Source organism: Rhodopirellula sp. JB055 (assembly GCF_043100905.1).
Taxonomy (GTDB): domain Bacteria; phylum Planctomycetota; class Planctomycetia; order Pirellulales; family Pirellulaceae; genus Rhodopirellula.
This window is the reverse complement of record NZ_JBICHO010000322.1, coordinates 1-17606: the sequence shown is the minus strand read 5'-3', so window position 1 is coordinate 17606 and position 17606 is coordinate 1. Positions and strand designations below refer to the sequence as shown.

The 17606-nt window shown below is 56.3% G+C and carries 9 protein-coding genes; 3 read left to right on the top strand and 6 right to left on the bottom strand.

The genetic code is table 11. From position 1 onward, the window contains the following. Window positions 1-496 precede the first annotated feature (496 nt). Window positions 497-1846, bottom strand: a complete 1350-nt coding sequence (locus ACF8AM_RS12760; protein WP_392556000.1) for a DEAD/DEAH box helicase — start codon at window positions 1844-1846, stop codon at window positions 497-499. 114 nt (window positions 1847-1960) lie between these two features. Next, window positions 1961-3118, bottom strand: a complete 1158-nt coding sequence (locus ACF8AM_RS12755; protein WP_392555999.1) for a substrate-binding domain-containing protein — start codon at window positions 3116-3118, stop codon at window positions 1961-1963. A 707-nt stretch (window positions 3119-3825) separates the two neighbouring features. On the opposite strand from ACF8AM_RS12755, the gene ACF8AM_RS12750 reads away from it, so the two are divergent. Further along, on the top strand, window positions 3826-7647 hold the full coding sequence (locus tag ACF8AM_RS12750; RefSeq protein ID WP_392555998.1) for a hypothetical protein: 3822 nt from the start codon (window positions 3826-3828) through the stop codon (window positions 7645-7647). A 56-nt stretch (window positions 7648-7703) separates the two neighbouring features. Here ACF8AM_RS12750 and ACF8AM_RS12745 read toward each other — a convergent pair whose 3' ends face one another. Together ACF8AM_RS12745 and ACF8AM_RS12740 are read right to left on the bottom strand one after the other, a co-directional pair. Next, on the bottom strand, window positions 7704-10535 hold the full coding sequence (locus tag ACF8AM_RS12745) for an ATP-binding protein (RefSeq protein ID WP_392555997.1): 2832 nt from the start codon (window positions 10533-10535) through the stop codon (window positions 7704-7706). Further along, on the bottom strand, window positions 10528-11772 hold the full coding sequence (locus ACF8AM_RS12740) for an ABC transporter substrate-binding protein (RefSeq protein WP_392555996.1): 1245 nt from the start codon (window positions 11770-11772) through the stop codon (window positions 10528-10530). Before ACF8AM_RS12740 ends, ACF8AM_RS12745 begins: the two co-directional genes overlap by 8 nt. A 267-nt stretch (window positions 11773-12039) precedes the next feature. On the opposite strand from ACF8AM_RS12740, the gene ACF8AM_RS12735 reads away from it, so the two are divergent. After that, a complete protein-coding gene (locus ACF8AM_RS12735; protein WP_392555995.1) occupies window positions 12040-14676 on the top strand; it encodes a DEAD/DEAH box helicase in 2637 nt (878 codons plus the stop codon). Next, a complete protein-coding gene (gene lpxK / locus ACF8AM_RS12730) occupies window positions 14673-15770 on the top strand; it encodes a tetraacyldisaccharide 4'-kinase (RefSeq protein ID WP_392555994.1) in 1098 nt (365 codons plus the stop codon). The genes ACF8AM_RS12735 and lpxK overlap by 4 nt, the downstream gene beginning before the upstream one ends. Here lpxK and ACF8AM_RS12725 read toward each other — a convergent pair. Together ACF8AM_RS12725 and ACF8AM_RS12720 are read right to left on the bottom strand one after the other, a co-directional pair. Further along, window positions 15743-16960 carry a RimK family alpha-L-glutamate ligase gene (locus ACF8AM_RS12725; RefSeq protein ID WP_392555993.1) on the bottom strand — a complete coding sequence of 406 codons (1218 nt, stop codon included), beginning with the start codon at window positions 16958-16960 and terminating at the stop codon, window positions 15743-15745. The two genes, lpxK and ACF8AM_RS12725, sit on opposite strands and share 28 nt — an antisense overlap. Window positions 16961-17083: 123 nt before the next feature. Beyond that, complete coding sequence (locus ACF8AM_RS12720) at window positions 17084-17545, bottom strand: ATP-dependent zinc protease (protein ID WP_392556002.1); 462 nt, start codon at window positions 17543-17545, stop codon at window positions 17084-17086. Window positions 17546-17606: the final 61 nt, after the last annotated feature.

Below are 17606 nucleotides of genomic sequence, written 5' to 3'. Positions count from 1 at the left end.
TGTTTCGCTGACGCGAGGTCATAGACCGAACCTTCTAGGCAGACCAGAGATTGGGTCTTGGTGAGCTTCCGAAACAGCTCATTTCCAACCCAATCCGCCGAACTTGATGTGAATCTCGGAGCTTCAATTGGTCGCGGAATTGCGGCCAATCAAAGATCAGTCGTGGATGACAAGGTTGATCTCACGGCGTTGTTCAGAATCCCTCAGACAAGAAAGTCTGGCGATTCAGCCGCAGCTCGCGCGATCAGTCCGCCGAGTATAGTTGGGGTAAATAACGTCGCAAATTTTTGCGACGTCGCTACTTACCGCAGCTTTGACTCCTCGGACAAATGTGCCGATTGCATCGGTTCTGATGACGAAATCGACCCGAGCGGATCGCCCGATAGAGGGGCGAGAGAGCGGTGGGGTAGAGGTCTCGCAGCTCACAACCATCACAATCGACACATTCTTGCGTCAGGTTGGACGTTGGACTTGCGAAAAAGTTCCCGGGGAAGAATTAACGCCGGCGAGGGCGTTTTCGTGTCATAGGGTTGAGGGTGCGCCGGACCTCTTTCTCGGGTTCGGGCGCCGCCGCGGCCACTGCAGCTGCCTTCTCTGCAGGTGATTCAAATCCTTCCATTTTGTCCCGGATCAACAATTTGTTGATTCGCTGCTCAATGCTGGTCAGGATCTCGCCTTCGCCTGGCACCACAAAGGTGTACGCGACACCGTCTCGCCCCATCCGTCCAGTTCGGCCGACGCGATGCACGTAGTCGTCACAATCTTGAGGCACGTCGAAGTTGACGATGTGTGAGATCGTACTGATGTCAATTCCGCGACCCACGACATCCGTGGCCACCAAGAATTTCAGTTTGCCATCACGGAGCTTTTGAAGCACGCGATCGCGTTCTCGTTGCTGCAAATCGCCATGGATCGCCCCGCAGGCGCCTCCGTATTCTTGCGAAAGTTTGCGGTGCAGTCGGTCGGTGCCGCGTTTGGTGCGGCAGAATATGATCGCTTGTTCAGGGTCTTCGCGTTTCAGCAATGACTCAAGCAATTTGACTTTGTCGTCCTGCGCGATGGTGAAGTATCGCTGTTCGATTGTGTCGACAGCCATTTCGTCGCGGTAGCAATCGATCACGATCGGTTCCTGCATGTAGCTTTCCGCTAATCGACGAACGACTGCGGGAAGCGTGGCCGAAAGCAGCAGGGTCTGCCGATTTCGTGGGCACTTCCGCATGATTCGTTCAATTTGAGGCCGGAATCCGATGTCCAGCATGCGGTCGGCTTCATCCAGAACCACACACCACACATTGCCGGTGCGAAGGGTGCCTCGTTGCAGGTGGTCATGCACTCGGCCGGGAGTTCCGACGACGAGTTGGGTGCCATTTTCCAACTGGCGAAGCTGGCGGTTCATGTTTTTGCCGCCCGAGAGCACGGCAATTTCGGTGGGAACGCCTTTCGCGAGCTTTTCAGCTTCGGCGGCAACTTGGTCCGCCAATTCTCGCGTCGGGACAATCACAATCGCTTGCGGGTCGCGACAATCTTCGAGTGAATCGAGTTGTTCGAGGATTGGAATGCTGAACGCAGCGGTCTTGCCGGTGCCCGTTCGAGCTTGGCCGATCACATCCCGGCCGTTGAGGGCGTGCGGGATCAATGCGGCTTGGATCGGTGACGGAGTCGTGAAACCCGCGTTTTTGACCGCTCGACGCATGATCGGAGACAGGTCCAGCTCATCAAACGAATCCATGTCCGGCGGTGTTTCCACCGGACCAACGGATTCCAGCAGAGCGATCGTGTCGATCGGCTCTTCGAAGCGGGCTGATCGTGATCCGCGTCCTGTACGCGGTGGGCGTTGATTTCTCATTCTGTTCATGCCGAGAAGTCTAGCCTCTGGCTTTCGTTTGCAACACTGATCAGATGCGGCAGGAAGGCAATTTTATTGGGTTCCAGCCCTGAATCGCTCGTCTACCACCCCTTCTCACTCGCCCGCGACGGCGGGGCGGAGCAATCGAGCGATGGTTTCGTCGTCTTGGTTCTCAGCCGTGGCGACAAATACCCCTGTGTCGATGAATGATTCCGTCGTCTCCCCTTGCAGGTGAGCTGCCATCGTTTTGACGGCTTGGTAACCCATCGCGACGGGGTCTTGCAGCACAATCGCGTGCGTTTCGCCGGCCGACAGTGATTCTCGCAGAGAGTCGCTGCTGTCGAAGGTCACCAGTTTGACTTTGCCGGCCAGTTGACGTTCCCGGAGGGCTCGCAGGGCGCCTTCGGCCGTGGGTTCGCAGACCGTGCAGATCCCATCCACTTCGTCGCCAAAACGATTCAGCAACGCCTGGGCTTTGTCGATCGCGGATTCGGTCGTGGTCCCGGCATATTGGTCGCTGCTGATGACGCGAATGCTTTCGTGCTCGGCAATCCCGGCCAGAAAGCCTTCTTCGCGTTGGTGCGTGCTTTCGCTGCCTTGTTGGTATCGAAGCAAAATGACCTCGCCACCGTCTTCACCGAGGGCATCCACCATCGCGTCAGCGGCCAATTTGCCACCTGCGAAATTGTCCGTGGCAACATAAGAAACGTAGTCGCCGGGGTCGGTGTTCAGCCCACTGTCAAAGATCACGACGGGCACGCCCGCTCGGCTGGCTTCCTTCACCGGCCGAACCAGCGCGTCAGCATCCAGGGGTGCAAGCAAAATTCCGTCGACGCGAGCGTTCAAGAACCCTTGTACCACATTGATTTGTTCGTCGCGGTCGTTTTCTTTCGATGGGCCGCGGAACGTGATCTTAGCTCCGATTTCCTCGCCCGCTTGCTCTGCCCCCAGTTTGACTGATTGCCAGAAAATATGAGTCGTTCCTTTGGGGATGACCGCGAAGTGAAGTGGTTTGTCCGACGAGTCCGCCTGCTCGGCTGCAGGCGGCTGGCAGCCGGCGCAAAGAAACAGCAAAAAGATCGCCGCCAACCAAGACCGATGACGAAACATATTTGCTAGCAATTGACCATGCGAAGACCCGGAGGCATGCGAAGACCCGGAGGAATGGGTGTCAGTGAACCAAGCATTGAATGACCGTTGCCGTGCGTTTCGCAGACAGGCAGCGGAAGACAACTCCGGCGTGGAGGGATCGCTTGTCTGAACGGGATTCATCTTCGGGGTTTCGTAGCGTGAAGTGAACTTCATGGAAGGGAGGACTTTGGCGGGGATGAAAAGAAAATCGAGAAAGTTTTCGTGCTGATTCTAAACGATTTCGGGGACGAAAACGGGCGGGAGCGAAATGAGCTTCGAGAACCTGAAAGAGTTTTTACGAACTCGGCTTGACCCACGAAAGCGGCCCCGGCTAAGTTGCCCCCATCGTCGCAAACGGACCTCCAACCCGGTCCGATTGCGACGTGCGAAGTTTCAAAATTGCATCTCGCACAGGTCGTCTTTTGATTTCGGTTGAAAGGTTGGCTGCGAGATTTTCAAGATGTTTTGGATGGTCACGGATCGACCTGAAAACCCTTGTTAGGATTTTGAAATGACGGACGTTCGGTTGGTGATCACAAGGATGTGCTCACTCGATCGAACAAACCGACCACCGGCTCCCGGAACAGAAGCGCGTTGTCCTCCGCCCCCCTAGGACCTCGTACTTTCCGGGAGCTTTTTTTATGCGCCGACAGAATCCGTGCCCTCCCAAAATGCACGGCGTCCGGGCCTTCGATGCGGGACATTCGAGCGTCCAGCCGACGGAGAGGCCCGACAAGGGTTTCAAAAACGTCTCTTGGGGGCATCCGGCGAAAATGAGTATGCTCCGCATGCCGCACCGCGATGGATGAGGTGGCGTGCACTACTCTTCACGGATTGGATCGACGGCAATGCGACGCAAAGCTGCCCGGGATTACGACCTCGATGCAAAATTGGGCGTCATGGAACGCTCGCAAGAAGTTCGCACCCGCAGTCGTCGGCGAGGCCGATTGCAACGCAAACGGACGCTCGTTCTGGTCTTGCTGGTCTTCGCCGTTCTCGGCGTTGGGGCACTCCCGAGTCTCGTCAGCCACTCGCCGATTGGGCGTTCGTTTTTGATTCGAACGTTGGACGCGTATGACTTGGATGCCGAAGTGGGGTCGCTGCAAATTGGTTGGCTGACTCCACTGAGCATTCAAGACCTGCACTTGGTCGGACGAGTGGGGCAATCTGAAATCAGCGTTGAAGAATTGCAAACCGCGGTCTCGCTGAGCAGCCTTTGGTCGGGCGAGCCACAAGCCGGGCAATTTGGAGAAGTGATCGTTCGTGGCGTGCAGTTGTCAGGAACGGTGATGGAGGGAACGACCTCGATTGAAGAAGACCTCGCTGCATTGCTGACGCCTTCCAATGAACCGTCCACCTTGGTTCCGCAAGGCACGGTCAAACTGCAAGACTTGCTGGTGCAAGCCACCGACGCGAGTACCAACCAAACCTGGACGCTGAGTCAGTCTCATGCCGAAGCGATTCTGAATGGCTCTCTGCTGGATGTCACCTTTGACGGTGTTTTGAGCCAGCCTGGCGGCGGTGATGGATCCTTGGCTGGTCACATCAAGATGGCGATGGAAGCCGGCAATGTATCGTCGGCCGCGGAGCAATTGTCGGTTGAGATCGATGCCGATTCGCTGCCTTTGTCGGTGCTCACCTTGGCTCAGCGGCGATTCCCCGGCAGCCAACTGCCCACCGCGATCACCGGTGATTTGTCGGGGCAAACCCATTTGACGCTGACCGCATCGGGTGAACCTGATGTTTCTTTGCGGCAATTGTATGTTCGCAATTTGGTGGCAACGGATTCGCGAACGGGGCGAAAGCTTTGGGACAACGAACTGGCAACCTTTGACGGTGACTTGCAAATTCGCAACGGACGGGTCAGTGCCCACCAAATCAATGCGAAAACAGACTTCGCGAGCGTGCAGATGAACGGTTCGTTTCCAGATTCTGTTTCGCTGGCTGGCAACACAACCAACCCGTTGGCGTGGTTGAATCAAGTCGATGCGACCGCGACGGTTCAAGTCGATTTGCCTCGTCTGCGGCGGGCTCTTCCGGAGTTGTTGCCTTTGCGAAATGGCGTCACTCTGGTGGACGGAATGGTGGAAGCTCGGATCGAGCCGATTGCCGGAGGTGGTTCGGCCGCGATGGGTGGCGGAAATGTTCGCCGTCGCCGCTTGATGATTCGCAGCGGGATCATTCAGGCTCAGTCGCCAGGTGGTGAGATTCGTGTGGCGCCAATTGATGTTCTGGCCGTCGTCGCAAGCGACACGCAGCGACTTTTTGCAGAACAATTTGAAATGGACAGTCCCTTTGCAGTGGTCAATGGGCAGGGGGACCTGCGCAGTGGTTCGGCCAACGTGGATGTCAATTTTGGAAAGCTCGCGCGCATTCTTCGTCCATTGATCGATTTGGATGACCGACGTTTTGAAGGGAATGTTCAAGGCGGGTTGCAGTGGAATGCTCAAAACGACGGCACCTGGCGGCTTCGTGGTGACGGACGCATGACCGGATTGGCGATCGAATTAACGCCGGGGCAGAGTTTTCAACCTTCTTCCTTGCAGTCGCAGTTGGACATCACCGGGCGTTGGCAACCCAATGGTGGTGGGCAGTTGGCAGAATTGCTCAGTGGCAAACTGAATGTGCGCGGCAATGGTCTGGATGCTGATGTTGAATTGGTGCAATCGATATCGGGTTTGGATGCGGACCGAATGATTCCGTTGCGAATGAGCGGCCAAGGACAGCTCCATGCGATCGCGCAGACGTTGGCTCCGTGGATGCCCGAGGGCTACGAGTCATTGCAGGGTGGGTTCCGCTTCAACGCTCGTGCGGGCCTGAGTCAATCCGGCGCGGCGATGCTGGAATCGGTGGATGCCCAAATCACCCAACTCGAAGTCCCGATGTCAGAACAAATATGGGAGCAGCAACTCGTGAAGCTGCATTTTGATGGCAAAGCCAGCTATCCCCAGCAAGACGTCATCATTCGTTCCTTCACCGTCGCTGGTGATGCGGCATCGGCGGCAATCCAAGGCGAATGGATTGGCGGGATGACCGACATCGAAATCGCGTGGCAAGCGGAATTGGAAAGATTGCAAACCAGTGTGCGTGAGAGACTTGCCAATCGTCCGCAAGACCCACGGTTGTCGCGTTCCAGCAGTCCATCGCGATCGGTTCAGCAGGTAGCCTATCGAAACACGGGCTCCAGCGACAATCTCCCGTCCAGCGAGTGGTTGCTGCGAGGGAAAATGGAAGGCAGTGTTGTAGCGACCGGAGATCCTGCGGTCCTATTTTTGGACTCGCACATGACCGGACGCCAGTTTGAGTTGGTCGAAACGGTTCCCGCAACGTCAGTCAATTTCAACAGCACCAAACGAGTGGTTTGGGCAGAACCCAATCTGCGAATCGATGGTCGTGCGGAATGGAACCTGAACGAATCGTCGTTGCAGGCCAAGGCGATGCAGATCGCCGGGGATTGGTTCGCGACAACACTGTCAGGCACAGTGGATTGGAAAGATGGCCAGCAATCCGTTCGCCTGGAAGGTCCTGCCAACTTCAAGATGGATGAGGTGGCACGCCGGATCACCGAGTTGACGGGGACGCCGGTCGTCGCCGAAGGCGTTCACCCAACGCCTTTGAAGATTCAGTACCAACAGGGCCCGAAAGATCTGATTTCCTTCCGTGTAGACGGCAGCTTGGGATGGGAGAGCGTTGACGCGGCGGGAATGTGGTTTGGTCCAGCCGAAGTGCCTTTTCAGATGACCGAATCGGTGGTCTCGATTGCTCCCAGTACGATTCCCGTCTTGGGTGCCAGCCGCTACGTGACTCAGCCATACGGTCCTCAGGTCGCACCGCTGGATTATGACCCCAATAACCCAGCAACTTATCAAACGGGAACCAGTTCTGCCGCAGCGAATGGCAAGCTCTTGCTTGCCGGTGACGTTCACTATCGTCCCGCGATATGGGTGGATCTCAAGCCGGGGCCGATCGCGAAAAACGTTCAGTTGACTCCGGAAATCACAGGTCAGTGGCTGAAATACATCGCGCCGATCGCTGCCGATGCGGCTCGCGTCGATGGCACCTTCAGTGCAACCCTCGAACAGGGAATGGTCTCGATCGACAATCCCAACCAGTCCACCATTCGCGGACGACTGGAAGTCGAACAGGTTCGGATGAACGCGGGGCCGTTGGCGGATCAGGTCATCGCGGGAGCTCGACAATTGCAATCGCTCGCCGCGATTGGCTCCAGTTCCAACCCGCCTCGTAGCAACCGCACATTGATTACCATGCCGGCTCAAACCATCGAGTTCAATGTGGCAGGCGGCGTCGTGGATCACAGGGCGTTGTTGCTGGAAATCGATCGAGCCAAGGTGACCACCAGTGGCCGCGTGACCATGGATGGCCAATTGGATTTGATCGCTCAGATTCCGTTGGATGCATCTTGGATCGGAAGTGATCTGAGTGTTCTCTCGGGGCAGACAATCACGATTCCGGTCAACGGAACCTTGGACCGCCCGCGGTTGGATTCTTCGGGAATCCAGCGAATTGTGGCAGACATGGGAGCCCGGGCGGCTCAGGAAGCCGGGGCCAACTTTCTGCAAGAACAACTCGGCCGCGGCCAACAGCAGCTCGAAGACAGCTTCAACAAAGGATTCGAAAAGCTTCGAATCGACAAGCTGTTCGGACGATGATCCAAGTCCGGCCGGAAGTTGTCAGTGCCAGCCTACACTCTCCAATTTCAACGCCTTCACAGGATGCCTGCTGGGGCGGTTGAGTTGGGCATGTCCGTCGGGATGACGGCAACGCCTGGGGGAGAAGTCGCCGGGGTGGAAGCGTCGCGTGGCAGGCACAACATGAACGAGGTTCCTTCCCCAACGGTGCTTTGGATTTCCACGGTTCCGTTGTGAAGTTTGGTGACCACGTCGTAAGTGATTGACAGGCCCTGGCCCGTGCCTTTGCCGACTTCCTTGGTCGTGAAGAACGGTTCAAAGGCTTTCGTTTTGACCTCGTCCGACATGCCTGGGCCATTGTCACGAACTTCAATGTAGACGCTGTCATCATCGAATTTCGTGAGCACGTTGATTTCGCCCAGTTCGGCTGAGTCGCTTGTCTGTTGTTCCGCAATGGCGTCGGCAGCATTCACAATCAAGTTGAGGAAGACTTGACTGAGTTCTGCAGACAAGGCATCAATCGCCGGCAAGTTTTCGTCGAGCGAGAGTTCGACTGAAGCGACACATTTCCAACGGTTGCGGCTCAGGATCTTCGCATCGTGAACCAGCTCGTTGATGTCTGTGCAGCGTTTAGTTTGTGCTCCCGGGTGTGACATGACTCGCATCGCCCGAACAATTTCGACCACCCGGTTTGCCGCGGTGGATGTTTCTTCGATTGCCATTGGGAATTGCGACCGAATGAAATCGAAGCGGTTGGCCTTCAGCATCTCCGTGACGGCGAGGAGGCGGGCTTCCCAGCTTTCCGGTTTGGTTTGCAGCAGCTCCTGGAACGTGTCGACGATGGCGAGCAACCGCCCCGTGTATTCCTGGAGGAAGTCAATGTTTCCGCCGATGCACTGCATCGGAGTGTTGATCTCGTGAGCGATGCCGGCGGCGAGTTGTCCAATCGATTCCAGTTTCTGAGCTTGGAGCAATTTGTTTTCGAGCTTTTGGTGAAGCGTCATGTCCGTTGCGCAGGTCACAAAAACTTGCTCCGACTCATGCTCAATCGTGAGCGTTCGAACATGCACGGGATAGGTGGTGCGATCGGAGCGAACGTGCGTCAGCTCGTATTCCACTTCGACAGCATTGCCGTCGATGATGGGCTGTAAATGTTCCATCAATTTTTGGGTGTCCGCATCACTCAGGAAGTTTGAGATCGGTTTCCCACGGTATTCCTGTTCATCGACTCGCAGGTTTTGCCAGGCGGCTTGATTGAGTTCAAGCAGTTCCAGCGAGTGCATGCTGAACACATAGATTTCGCTTGGACATTCGGCTTGAATCTTCGCCAGCCCATTCATGCGTTCTTCGGCTGCTTTGCGTTCGGTGATGTCGATGTAGGTGCCGACCAGTCCGACGCTGGAGTTTTCGTGATTGAAGAGCGGCGTCTTGCTGGCTAGCACAACAAAGGACTTTCCATCATTTCGCCGCTGCTGGACCTCTTGGTTCGTGATCGGAATCCCATACCGCATGATTGATCGGTCGAGAGTCGCCTTGTGTTCGCTGGTGGCGACATCCCAAGGAAGGTCCTCGTCGGTTTTTCCAATGATGTCCTTTGCAGAATGGATGCCGATCCAATTCGCGAAAGATTGACTGCAGCCTTGGTAGCGTCCGTTTTCGTCTATCCAGTAAAGCGGAATGGGGAGGTTCGACAGAACGGATTCGAGCAACAACTGTTCGTTCGCGAGTTCATTTGCAGTTCGATCAATGGCATCGACTTGGAATGCGATCGCTTGCGAGACTTTGCGGGTGAGAAACAGAAACACCAAGCCCAGCATGATTCCAAGCGCAAGTTTGACGTACCAAACCATTCGAAGTGTGTTGGCAAAGCTCTCGGTGTACTGGTTCTTGAGTACATCGCCAGCCATCGCCAGTTTGCTTCGTTGCTGATCGAGAACCTGTCCGTGTTCAGCCGCTCGTTGAACGAGTCGCTTCCGTTCCAGTCGGCTTTCCGAAATCGCAAGCTGCAGAGGCAGGATCCCAGGTGATTCTTTGGATGAATTCTCGGAGACCATTGCCGTTTCGAAGTGGTCTGTGATCGGATCGAAGATCCCTGATTCAATTTTCTCCAGTGTTTGCGGTGGTACCAGTTGATCGCTAGAAGATTGAAGTCGCAGCAGGATGGGCCGGATTTGGTTCTCGGCGATGTCCGTGAGGAGATCCGTGTTTGTGGTCGTCATCAACTGGCTGAGGTAGAGTCGCAGTTGCTTGAGGTTTCCGCTCTGCTCATACGAACGGTTCGATCCTGCACAGTCTTTCAGGATTTGCTTGATCGGTTTGGGCTGGTTCGAAAGTTGGCTGCGTAGCCCCAACGCCAAGCGGAGACGGTGGATTCCTCGCTGTTTGTCGGATTCTCTCAGCAGTTCTTCGAGGACGTCGTCGAGACTCGAGAACTGTTGCTGAACCGTTGTGGTCAGATAGGTGTGTCGTTCTTTCCAGCGTTCGGCCTGAATGCTCCATTCTTCCAGAGGGTTGATTTCGATGCTCAGCTTTTCACTACCTTTGAGCTGCAATGCGGCGTTGAGGACCTCGCATGTTTGCTGCACCAGCACCAATTCTTCATGCCACGAGTTGCTCTGCGTGTTTGCTTGACGCTGGTCGGGGATGAATGATTCGGTGAGGAGTTGAGTCCATGCTTCATTCCGGCTGACAGTCGCCCGGCTCATGGCGAGCCGAGCCTCGTTGATGCGAGCTTCGATTGCACTTGCTTTCGTGCGGCTGTCTTGGTGCCAATTGAGGAGTGCTGTCGTGATGACAAAGAATAGGATTCCGCTGCTGACACCCGTGGTGCTCAACCAGCGGACACGCCGCTGGGCGTCGTCCGCGCACTTCGATTGCTGGACCGAGTCCGCATTTGTGGGATCACTCATTGAGCAAGTCCTCCCACGACATGGCGTGACATTCGTTGGAGTCGAGCATCACCGGCCAGACTTCGTGGCAGGCCTGATGGTCGTCTGGACCAAGAGTCAGCGGTCTACGCAAGCCAATGTCGAATTGACCCAATTGCTCCAATGCGTGCGTGACCGCGTCTCGGGTTATTTCCCCATCAATTGACGCGATTGCTTTGATCAGAATGCGGCCGACGGTGTATCCCTCCAGTGAGACAAACGACAACGGTACTTCCGCGTCGTAGGTTTGCATCGCGGCGCGATACTGGCAAGTGAGCGGCAGCTCGCTGTTGAAATGAGGGACAACTTGGGTGGCAACAATCCCATCGGCCATGCTTCCCAGTGTTCTTTGCAACGCATCGGCGCCAACAAATGACACGGCAAGGAATTGTGGGTTGAAGTCGTTGGCTCGAGCCAGGCGAACCAGTTTCGAACAGGGCTCGTAGGTGCCGACCATGATGACGGCCTTGGGGAGGGATTCATGCATCAGTAGGTCAGCGAGTCCGTCTTCGACATCGGACGTGTTTCGACGGTATCGGCCGTGCGGGACGCTGGAGGCCTCGAGCGCTTGATGGCGACGAATCGCTGCCAAACCTCCGGAGAATCCGTCGTCACCGAAACTGTCATTCTGAGTGAAGAATCCAATTTCTTCTGGTTGAATCCCTTTTGCCAATAGAGCATCGACCATGGCAGCGGTTTCTTCTGCGTAGCTTGCCCGGTAGTTGACAACAATGTTCGAAGGGCCGCGATTTCTTAGAACGCTGGCTCCTGTGAAGGCACCGAAAAACGGGGTGTGCGTCTTTTGTGCGATTGGGATCGCGGTGATCGCGGTCGGCGTTCCGACATTGCCGATGACTGACAACACACGGTGGTCGGCCGTCAATGCGTGCATGTTCAACGCGGTGCGAGCCGGTTCATACCCGTCGTCAAGCGCGATGAGATCCAGACGTTTGGATGGAAGTGTGTTGCTCGCATTCGCTTCGGCAAACGCAGCCAGAACACCGTGCCGCATGTTGATGCCGAGTTCCGCGGCCGGACCTGTCAACGCGGTTGACATCCCAATGCGTATTGGGCGCGTATCCGATGGAATCACGTTGTGTGAATTCGGATCGGCCGCGTTAGCGTGCTGTTGATTGACACTTTGCAGTGCTGAAAAGACTGTGATTGCAAAAAAGAGCCGAAGTGGCCTATTGCGCAGGATTGCCCCGTAAGCATTCATTCCAGTTGCCCCCTGATGATTGAATGACTCGACGGAAGCCTAGGTTCTTGGAAGGCAGGGGCCTCGAACTGCGAGTGGAATCCGCTGGCAGTTGTTCCTGGGAACCACAGTTGTATCGGTCCTGCTGATTGAGCGGGGATCTTGCGGTTGAGCGATTGGTGGCGGTGTCGATCGCGGGAGGTGGATCGAGCGTTTGACGGCCGCGAAGGACGAGAAGTCGCCACTTGGGTCAGCCCCAATTTGGCGTTCTTGTGATACAACAAACGCATGAACGCCAACTCGTCTTCCAAGCCTGAATCGCTTCCCCCCCGCTCTGCCACGGTCGATCCGGATCTCGATCGAGACACGTTGGCGGAGGAGTATTTCGAACTGCTTCCGTACGAGCCCTACCCGGTTCAGGAAGAGGCGTTGCTTGCGTACTTCACCGGCGACACACAGGCCGCGGAGGAGGGTCCGGCGGCTCAGCACGGGGTACTCGTGTGTGCCCCGACGGGCACCGGGAAAACGCTGATTGCCGAAGCCGCGGTTTACGAGGCGTTGCGAACCGGCAAGCGGATGTATTACACCACCCCGCTGATTGCTCTCACGGACCAGAAGCTTGATGAACTGAGAGAGTCCGCTGTTCGGTGGGGATTCTCTGCGGACCAAGTCGGTTTGGTGACGGGCAACCGCAGCGTCAACGCGGACGCACCGGTCTTGGTGGTGGTGGCGGAAATTCTGCTCAATCGCTTGCTCAATCCCGACGCGTTTCAGTTCGACGATGTCACTTGCGTGGTGATGGATGAGTTCCACTCCTTCAACGACTACGAACGCGGGGTGGTTTGGGAATTGACTCTGGGGTTGCTTCCCAAATCCGTTCGCACGTTGTTGCTCAGTGCGACGGTTGGTAATTCCGTGGCCTTCACCAGTTGGCTTCGCAACGCTCACGGGCGGAATCTGCAATTGGTTCAGGGAACCGAGCGGAAGGTGCCGCTGCAATACGAGTGGGTCGAAGATGATTTGCTGAATGAGTTTTGTGAAAAGATCGCGGCGGGAGATGACGAGGAACGCCGAACGCCCGCCTTGCTGTTCTGTTTCAGTCGATCGATGTGCTGGACCAACGCTGAAATGTTGAAAGGCAAATCGCTGATCGACAAAGCCCGCCAAAAGGAGTTGGCCGACATTCTCAATGCTGCCGATTTCACCAACGGCGTCGGGCCAAAGCTGAAGCAGATCTTGATGCGAGGTGTTGGGGTTCACCACGCGGGGATCTTGCCCCGCTACCGACGCATCGTCGAGGAGTTGTTTCAAAAGAAGTTGCTGAGCATTTGCGTGTGCACCGAAACGTTGGCGGCAGGGATCAACTTGCCTGCTCGCAGCGTGGTGTTGCCAAGCTTGTTGAAGGGCCCACGAGACAAAAAGAAGTTGGTCGATATCGCGTCGGCCCAGCAGATCTTTGGTCGTGCTGGTCGGCCTCAGTTCGACGATCGCGGCTACGTGTTCGCACTAGCTCACGAAGACGACGTCAAAATCAATCGCTGGCGTCAGAAGTACGATTCCATTCCGGAGGACACCAAGGATCCGGGCTTGCTGCGGGCGAAGAAACAGCTCAAGAAGAAAATGCCAAAACGTCGCGCAGGCGAGTCGTATTGGACTCAAACCCAATTCGAACAATTGCAAGTCGCGAAGTCGGCGGATCTTTCCAGTCGCGGCAAAGTCCCCTGGCGTTTGCTCGCGTATCTGTTGTCGAAGGACCCAAACGTTCAGCCTATTCGCGATTTGGTGGGGCGTCGGTTGATGACGCCGGCCCGAATTGAAGTGGCACAAAAGGATCTCAATCGGATGCTGATCACCTTGTGGTCAGGCGGATACGTTGAGTTGGAACCATTGCCTCGCATTGCCGCGGAACGCAAACCAACGCCCAAGGGTACCAAGCCTGGGCAGCCAAAAGTCGACGTCGCTGAATCCAAACCCGCAGCGACCGGTGGGTTGTTTGGTGGTCTGTTGGATGAAATGCGGGCTGCAGAACCCGAGTCGAAACCCGAGCCGGCCCCAGAAGAAACAGCGCCAATCGATGACGCGGAAGCTCTCGCCAAACGCGGCTACGAACTGGAAGATTATCGACCCGAGACGGCCAAGCCGACGGTCCGGTTAGAACGATTGGTTCAACTGAAAAGCGTTAATCCGTTGTTCGGTGTCTTCATGGCGGACCAACTCGCCGATGCCGACGATCAAGAACGCATCGCAGTGTTGGAAAGCATGTTGGAGGTGCCAGGTTCGGTCGCCAAATTTGCGCGCATGCCATCGTACGACATCGTGCCGCCGGGCCAATTGGCTCAAACTCGTCTGGATGCGTTGTTGTTGCAGCGTGGTTTGGCTTCGGCAGAAGAACTCGGTGGTGGGCAGGAGGAAGAAGAGGAAGAGGTCAAGGATCGTGGGTTTGGGCGGGTGATGTTCGAAGAGCCTCGCGTGTGGCCTCTGACCATTGGTGAGAAACTCTTGCGACTGTTTCGCGATGAGTATCCCAAGGTCGACGACGTCCGTGTTCGCCCGGTTTGGATTGTCGGTGAACTGCTCGAATTTGGGGGGGACTTCAACAAGTACGTCACCGCCAGAAAGCTCCAGAAAGAAGAAGGCATTCTGTTTCGCCACTGTTTGCGGATGATTTTGCTGTGTGACGAAATGGCGAATGTTCCACCCAAGGGGACCACGGTTGAAACCTGGGAAGACTGGCTGGATGATATTGCCGAGGTTTTGACGGAGGCCTGTCGAAAGATTGATCCGCAGAGCACCGATGAAACATTGAGTCAGTCCGAGTCGCCGCTGACGGATGACTTGGCAGGTGGTCGGCGAAATTCCAGTGGCAATGGGCTTAAGAAAGTGGCGGGGCAGCCGGCCGAGAACGAGGGGCAAACGACACCATGAGTTGGGACTATCGACCACTGCTCAGTGGGCAATCACGGAATCCCGTTTCAGCAGTGGCCCGCGGAGCCTTGTGGTGTGCCAGCGGCTTCTACAACGCTGCGGCAAGGCATCGCCGTCGGCAATACGACCGCGGCAAACAGGAGACGTTCAACGCTGGCGTTCCCGTGTTCAGCGTCGGCAACTTGACCACTGGCGGAACAGGCAAGACGCCTGTGGTCGCGGATTTGTGCCGGCGTTTGCGAGCCATGAATTTTCGGGTGGCAATCATCAGTCGTGGTTATGGCGCTCGAGACGGTGGGATGAACGACGAAGCCATGGAACTGCAAGAGCGTTTGCCCGATGTGCCTCACGTGCAACACCCGGATCGAGTCGAAGCGGCTCGCATCGCGGTGGAGGAACTCGCGGCAGAAGTCTTGGTGATGGACGATGGTTTCCAGCATCGCCGATTGCAGCGAGATCTCGACATTGTTGTGGTGGATGCGACGTGTCCGTTTGGCTATGGCCATGTTCTGCCTCGTGGCACCCTGCGAGAACCGCTGGATAGCATCACCCGTGCCGATTGGATCTTGATCACTCGCGTGGACCAAGTGGATCCAGACGACGTGTTGGCGATTCGTTCGATGATCGCTCAGTACGCGCCGGATTGTCCGATCTTGGAAACGGAGCACCGGCCGTCGACGATTCAGAATTCGGTCGGTGAGTGGGAGTCCATCGAGGTGCTGAACGACCAGCCCGTCGCATTGGTTTCAGCGATTGGCAACCCCGACGCGTTCGAGCAAACGGTGCGAGACTGTGGTGCGATGGTCGTGGATCACCTGCGATTGCCTGACCACGATTCGTACGAGCGAGCCACCCGCGAAAAACTGCGGTCGTGGATCACCAAGCTCAAAACGAAAGATCCATCGCCACAGCGTTTGCTCTGTACACACAAAGACGCGGTCAAATTGGCAACGGATTCCATTGCCGGCGTCCCGCTGGGCTACATTCCAATCGAGCTCGCTTATCGCACTTCGGACGAACCACTGCAGTTGCGATTGGAGTTGCTGATGGGCGGAGCTGTCGAGGATCAATCGTCACGAGAAGACTCGGCCTGAATCGTCGCTGCTGAATCGGGCAGACGTTTGATCTTTGGCCGGCGTTGCTTGCGGACTTTCTCGGGGACCATGCCTCGCATTGCCTCCAATTTTCCAAAGCACAGCAAGCGATCATGCGGTTCCAGCGTGCGTTTCAAACGCGGGTTGGGGATCACGGTTGTGCCGCGATAAAGCGTCAGCACGTTGATGTCCAGTTCGGGCAAACCGGACTCATCAATTGATTTCCCGACGTAGTCCGAGCCGTCGCGAACATGCAGTTCGGTCACGCCATAACCACGGCTGACCGTCAATCTTTGGCGAACATCCACCTCGGGGAAGTCGACCTGGGCGGACATGTAGTCAATGATCGCCCCGGCGATGTCCAGTTTGGTGGAGGACTCGATGCCTTCCAGGCCGGGTGACGAGTTGACTTCCATCACTTGCGGTCCGTTGGCTCCTTCTAGCATGTCCACGCCGGCGACTCGCAGGCCCATGATTTGTGCGGCGCGAACAGCGGTTTCGGCATAGGTTTCGTCCAGCACCACCGCTTCGGTTTGACCACCGCGATGAACATTGCTGCGGAACTCGGACCCCACGGCAACGCGTCGCATTGCCGCCACGACACGGTCGCCGATCACAAACGCTCGGATGTCTTTGCCGCGACTTTCGGCAACGAATTGCTGAACCAGAACGTTTTGCTTGGTGCTTTGCAGCGTCTCGATGATGGCTTCGGCCACCTTGACATTTTCCGCCAGGATCACGCCGACGCCCTGGGTGCCCTCAAGCAATTTGATGATCACGGGAGAGCCGCCGACGCGTTCAATGGCCGGCAGAATGTCCTTGCGATCGCGAACAAAGGTGGTTTGGGGGATTCCAATTTGGTGCCGAGAGAGAATCTGCATGCTGCGCAATTTGTCCCGTGAATTGCTGATCCCGGCGGAGGAGTTTGCGCAGAACACGTCCATTTGCTCGAACTGACGAACCACCGCGGTGCCAAAGTACGTGATCGAGGAACCGATCCGCGGGAGCACTCCGTCGTAGTCGCTGAGTTGTTTGCTGCGGTAGTAAAGGTCGGGTTCACCTTCCGCCAAGTCGATCGCGAACTTCAGCGTGTTGAGAACTTTGGCTTTGATACCGCGTTGTTCGGCTGCTTCCACCAGTCGTCGGGTGCTGTAGCATCGAGGCGCGCAGGACAGGATAGCAAGTTTCAAGGGTTTTCTCTCAGGGGACTGGGAGTGGTGAAATAAGAAGCGTTGCAGCAACGATCAGGCCAAAGCCCGCTGCGGAGGGACATTAAATTTTTCAACCGAATCCAACGCCGCGATTCGGAGAGATCACTTCGGGGGAACTTCTTTTCCACCAGAGCGTTTGCGTTTTCGACGTCCCGCCAAAAAGGAAGCCGCGGAGTCGACCAGAAATCGATTTCGAATGGCTTCGCGACCGACCAGCATGCGGAACCCCATTGAATCACGATTCGCGAGCGTTAAATCTACCATCACACGGCGTCGCAAAATTTCCAATGGGGTTCGGATCACAATCCGTTCGCTGACGTTGCCATTGCTGCTGCGAACGTGGCGGCGTTCCAAAATCGGCACGTCTGCCTCGATGTGAAGGTCATCGCGCCGCTGGACCGGGTGGATCGAGAATCGAACCCGCTCAACGTCATTGTCAAAGTAAGTCTCCACATCGAACGCGTGCAGAGAACTGGAACGCGCCCCCGTGTCAATTTTTGCCTTGATATGGCTGACTCTCAACTCAGGCAATCCGACCCTCTCACGCCAACCGATGTCCACCAGCGGGTCCGTCGGAAGAAATTTGGAACCCGAGGATTTCGAAACTGAAGATTACGTTGTGGGC

What these genes read in the sequence shown, in the direction of transcription:
- ACF8AM_RS12760 (WP_392556000.1), bottom strand. Translation starts at nt 1,846, where the DNA reads ATGAGAAATCAACGCCCACCGCGTACAGGACGCGGATCACGATCAGCC.
- ACF8AM_RS12755 (WP_392555999.1), bottom strand. Translation starts at nt 3,118, where the DNA reads ATGAATCCCGTTCAGACAAGCGATCCCTCCACGCCGGAGTTGTCTTCC.
- ACF8AM_RS12750 (WP_392555998.1), top strand. Translation starts at nt 3,826, where the DNA reads ATGCGACGCAAAGCTGCCCGGGATTACGACCTCGATGCAAAATTGGGC.
- ACF8AM_RS12745 (WP_392555997.1), bottom strand. Translation starts at nt 10,535, where the DNA reads ATGAGTGATCCCACAAATGCGGACTCGGTCCAGCAATCGAAGTGCGCG.
- ACF8AM_RS12740 (WP_392555996.1), bottom strand. Translation starts at nt 11,772, where the DNA reads ATGAATGCTTACGGGGCAATCCTGCGCAATAGGCCACTTCGGCTCTTT.
- ACF8AM_RS12735 (WP_392555995.1), top strand. Translation starts at nt 12,040, where the DNA reads ATGAACGCCAACTCGTCTTCCAAGCCTGAATCGCTTCCCCCCCGCTCT.
- lpxK (WP_392555994.1), top strand. Translation starts at nt 14,673, where the DNA reads ATGAGTTGGGACTATCGACCACTGCTCAGTGGGCAATCACGGAATCCC.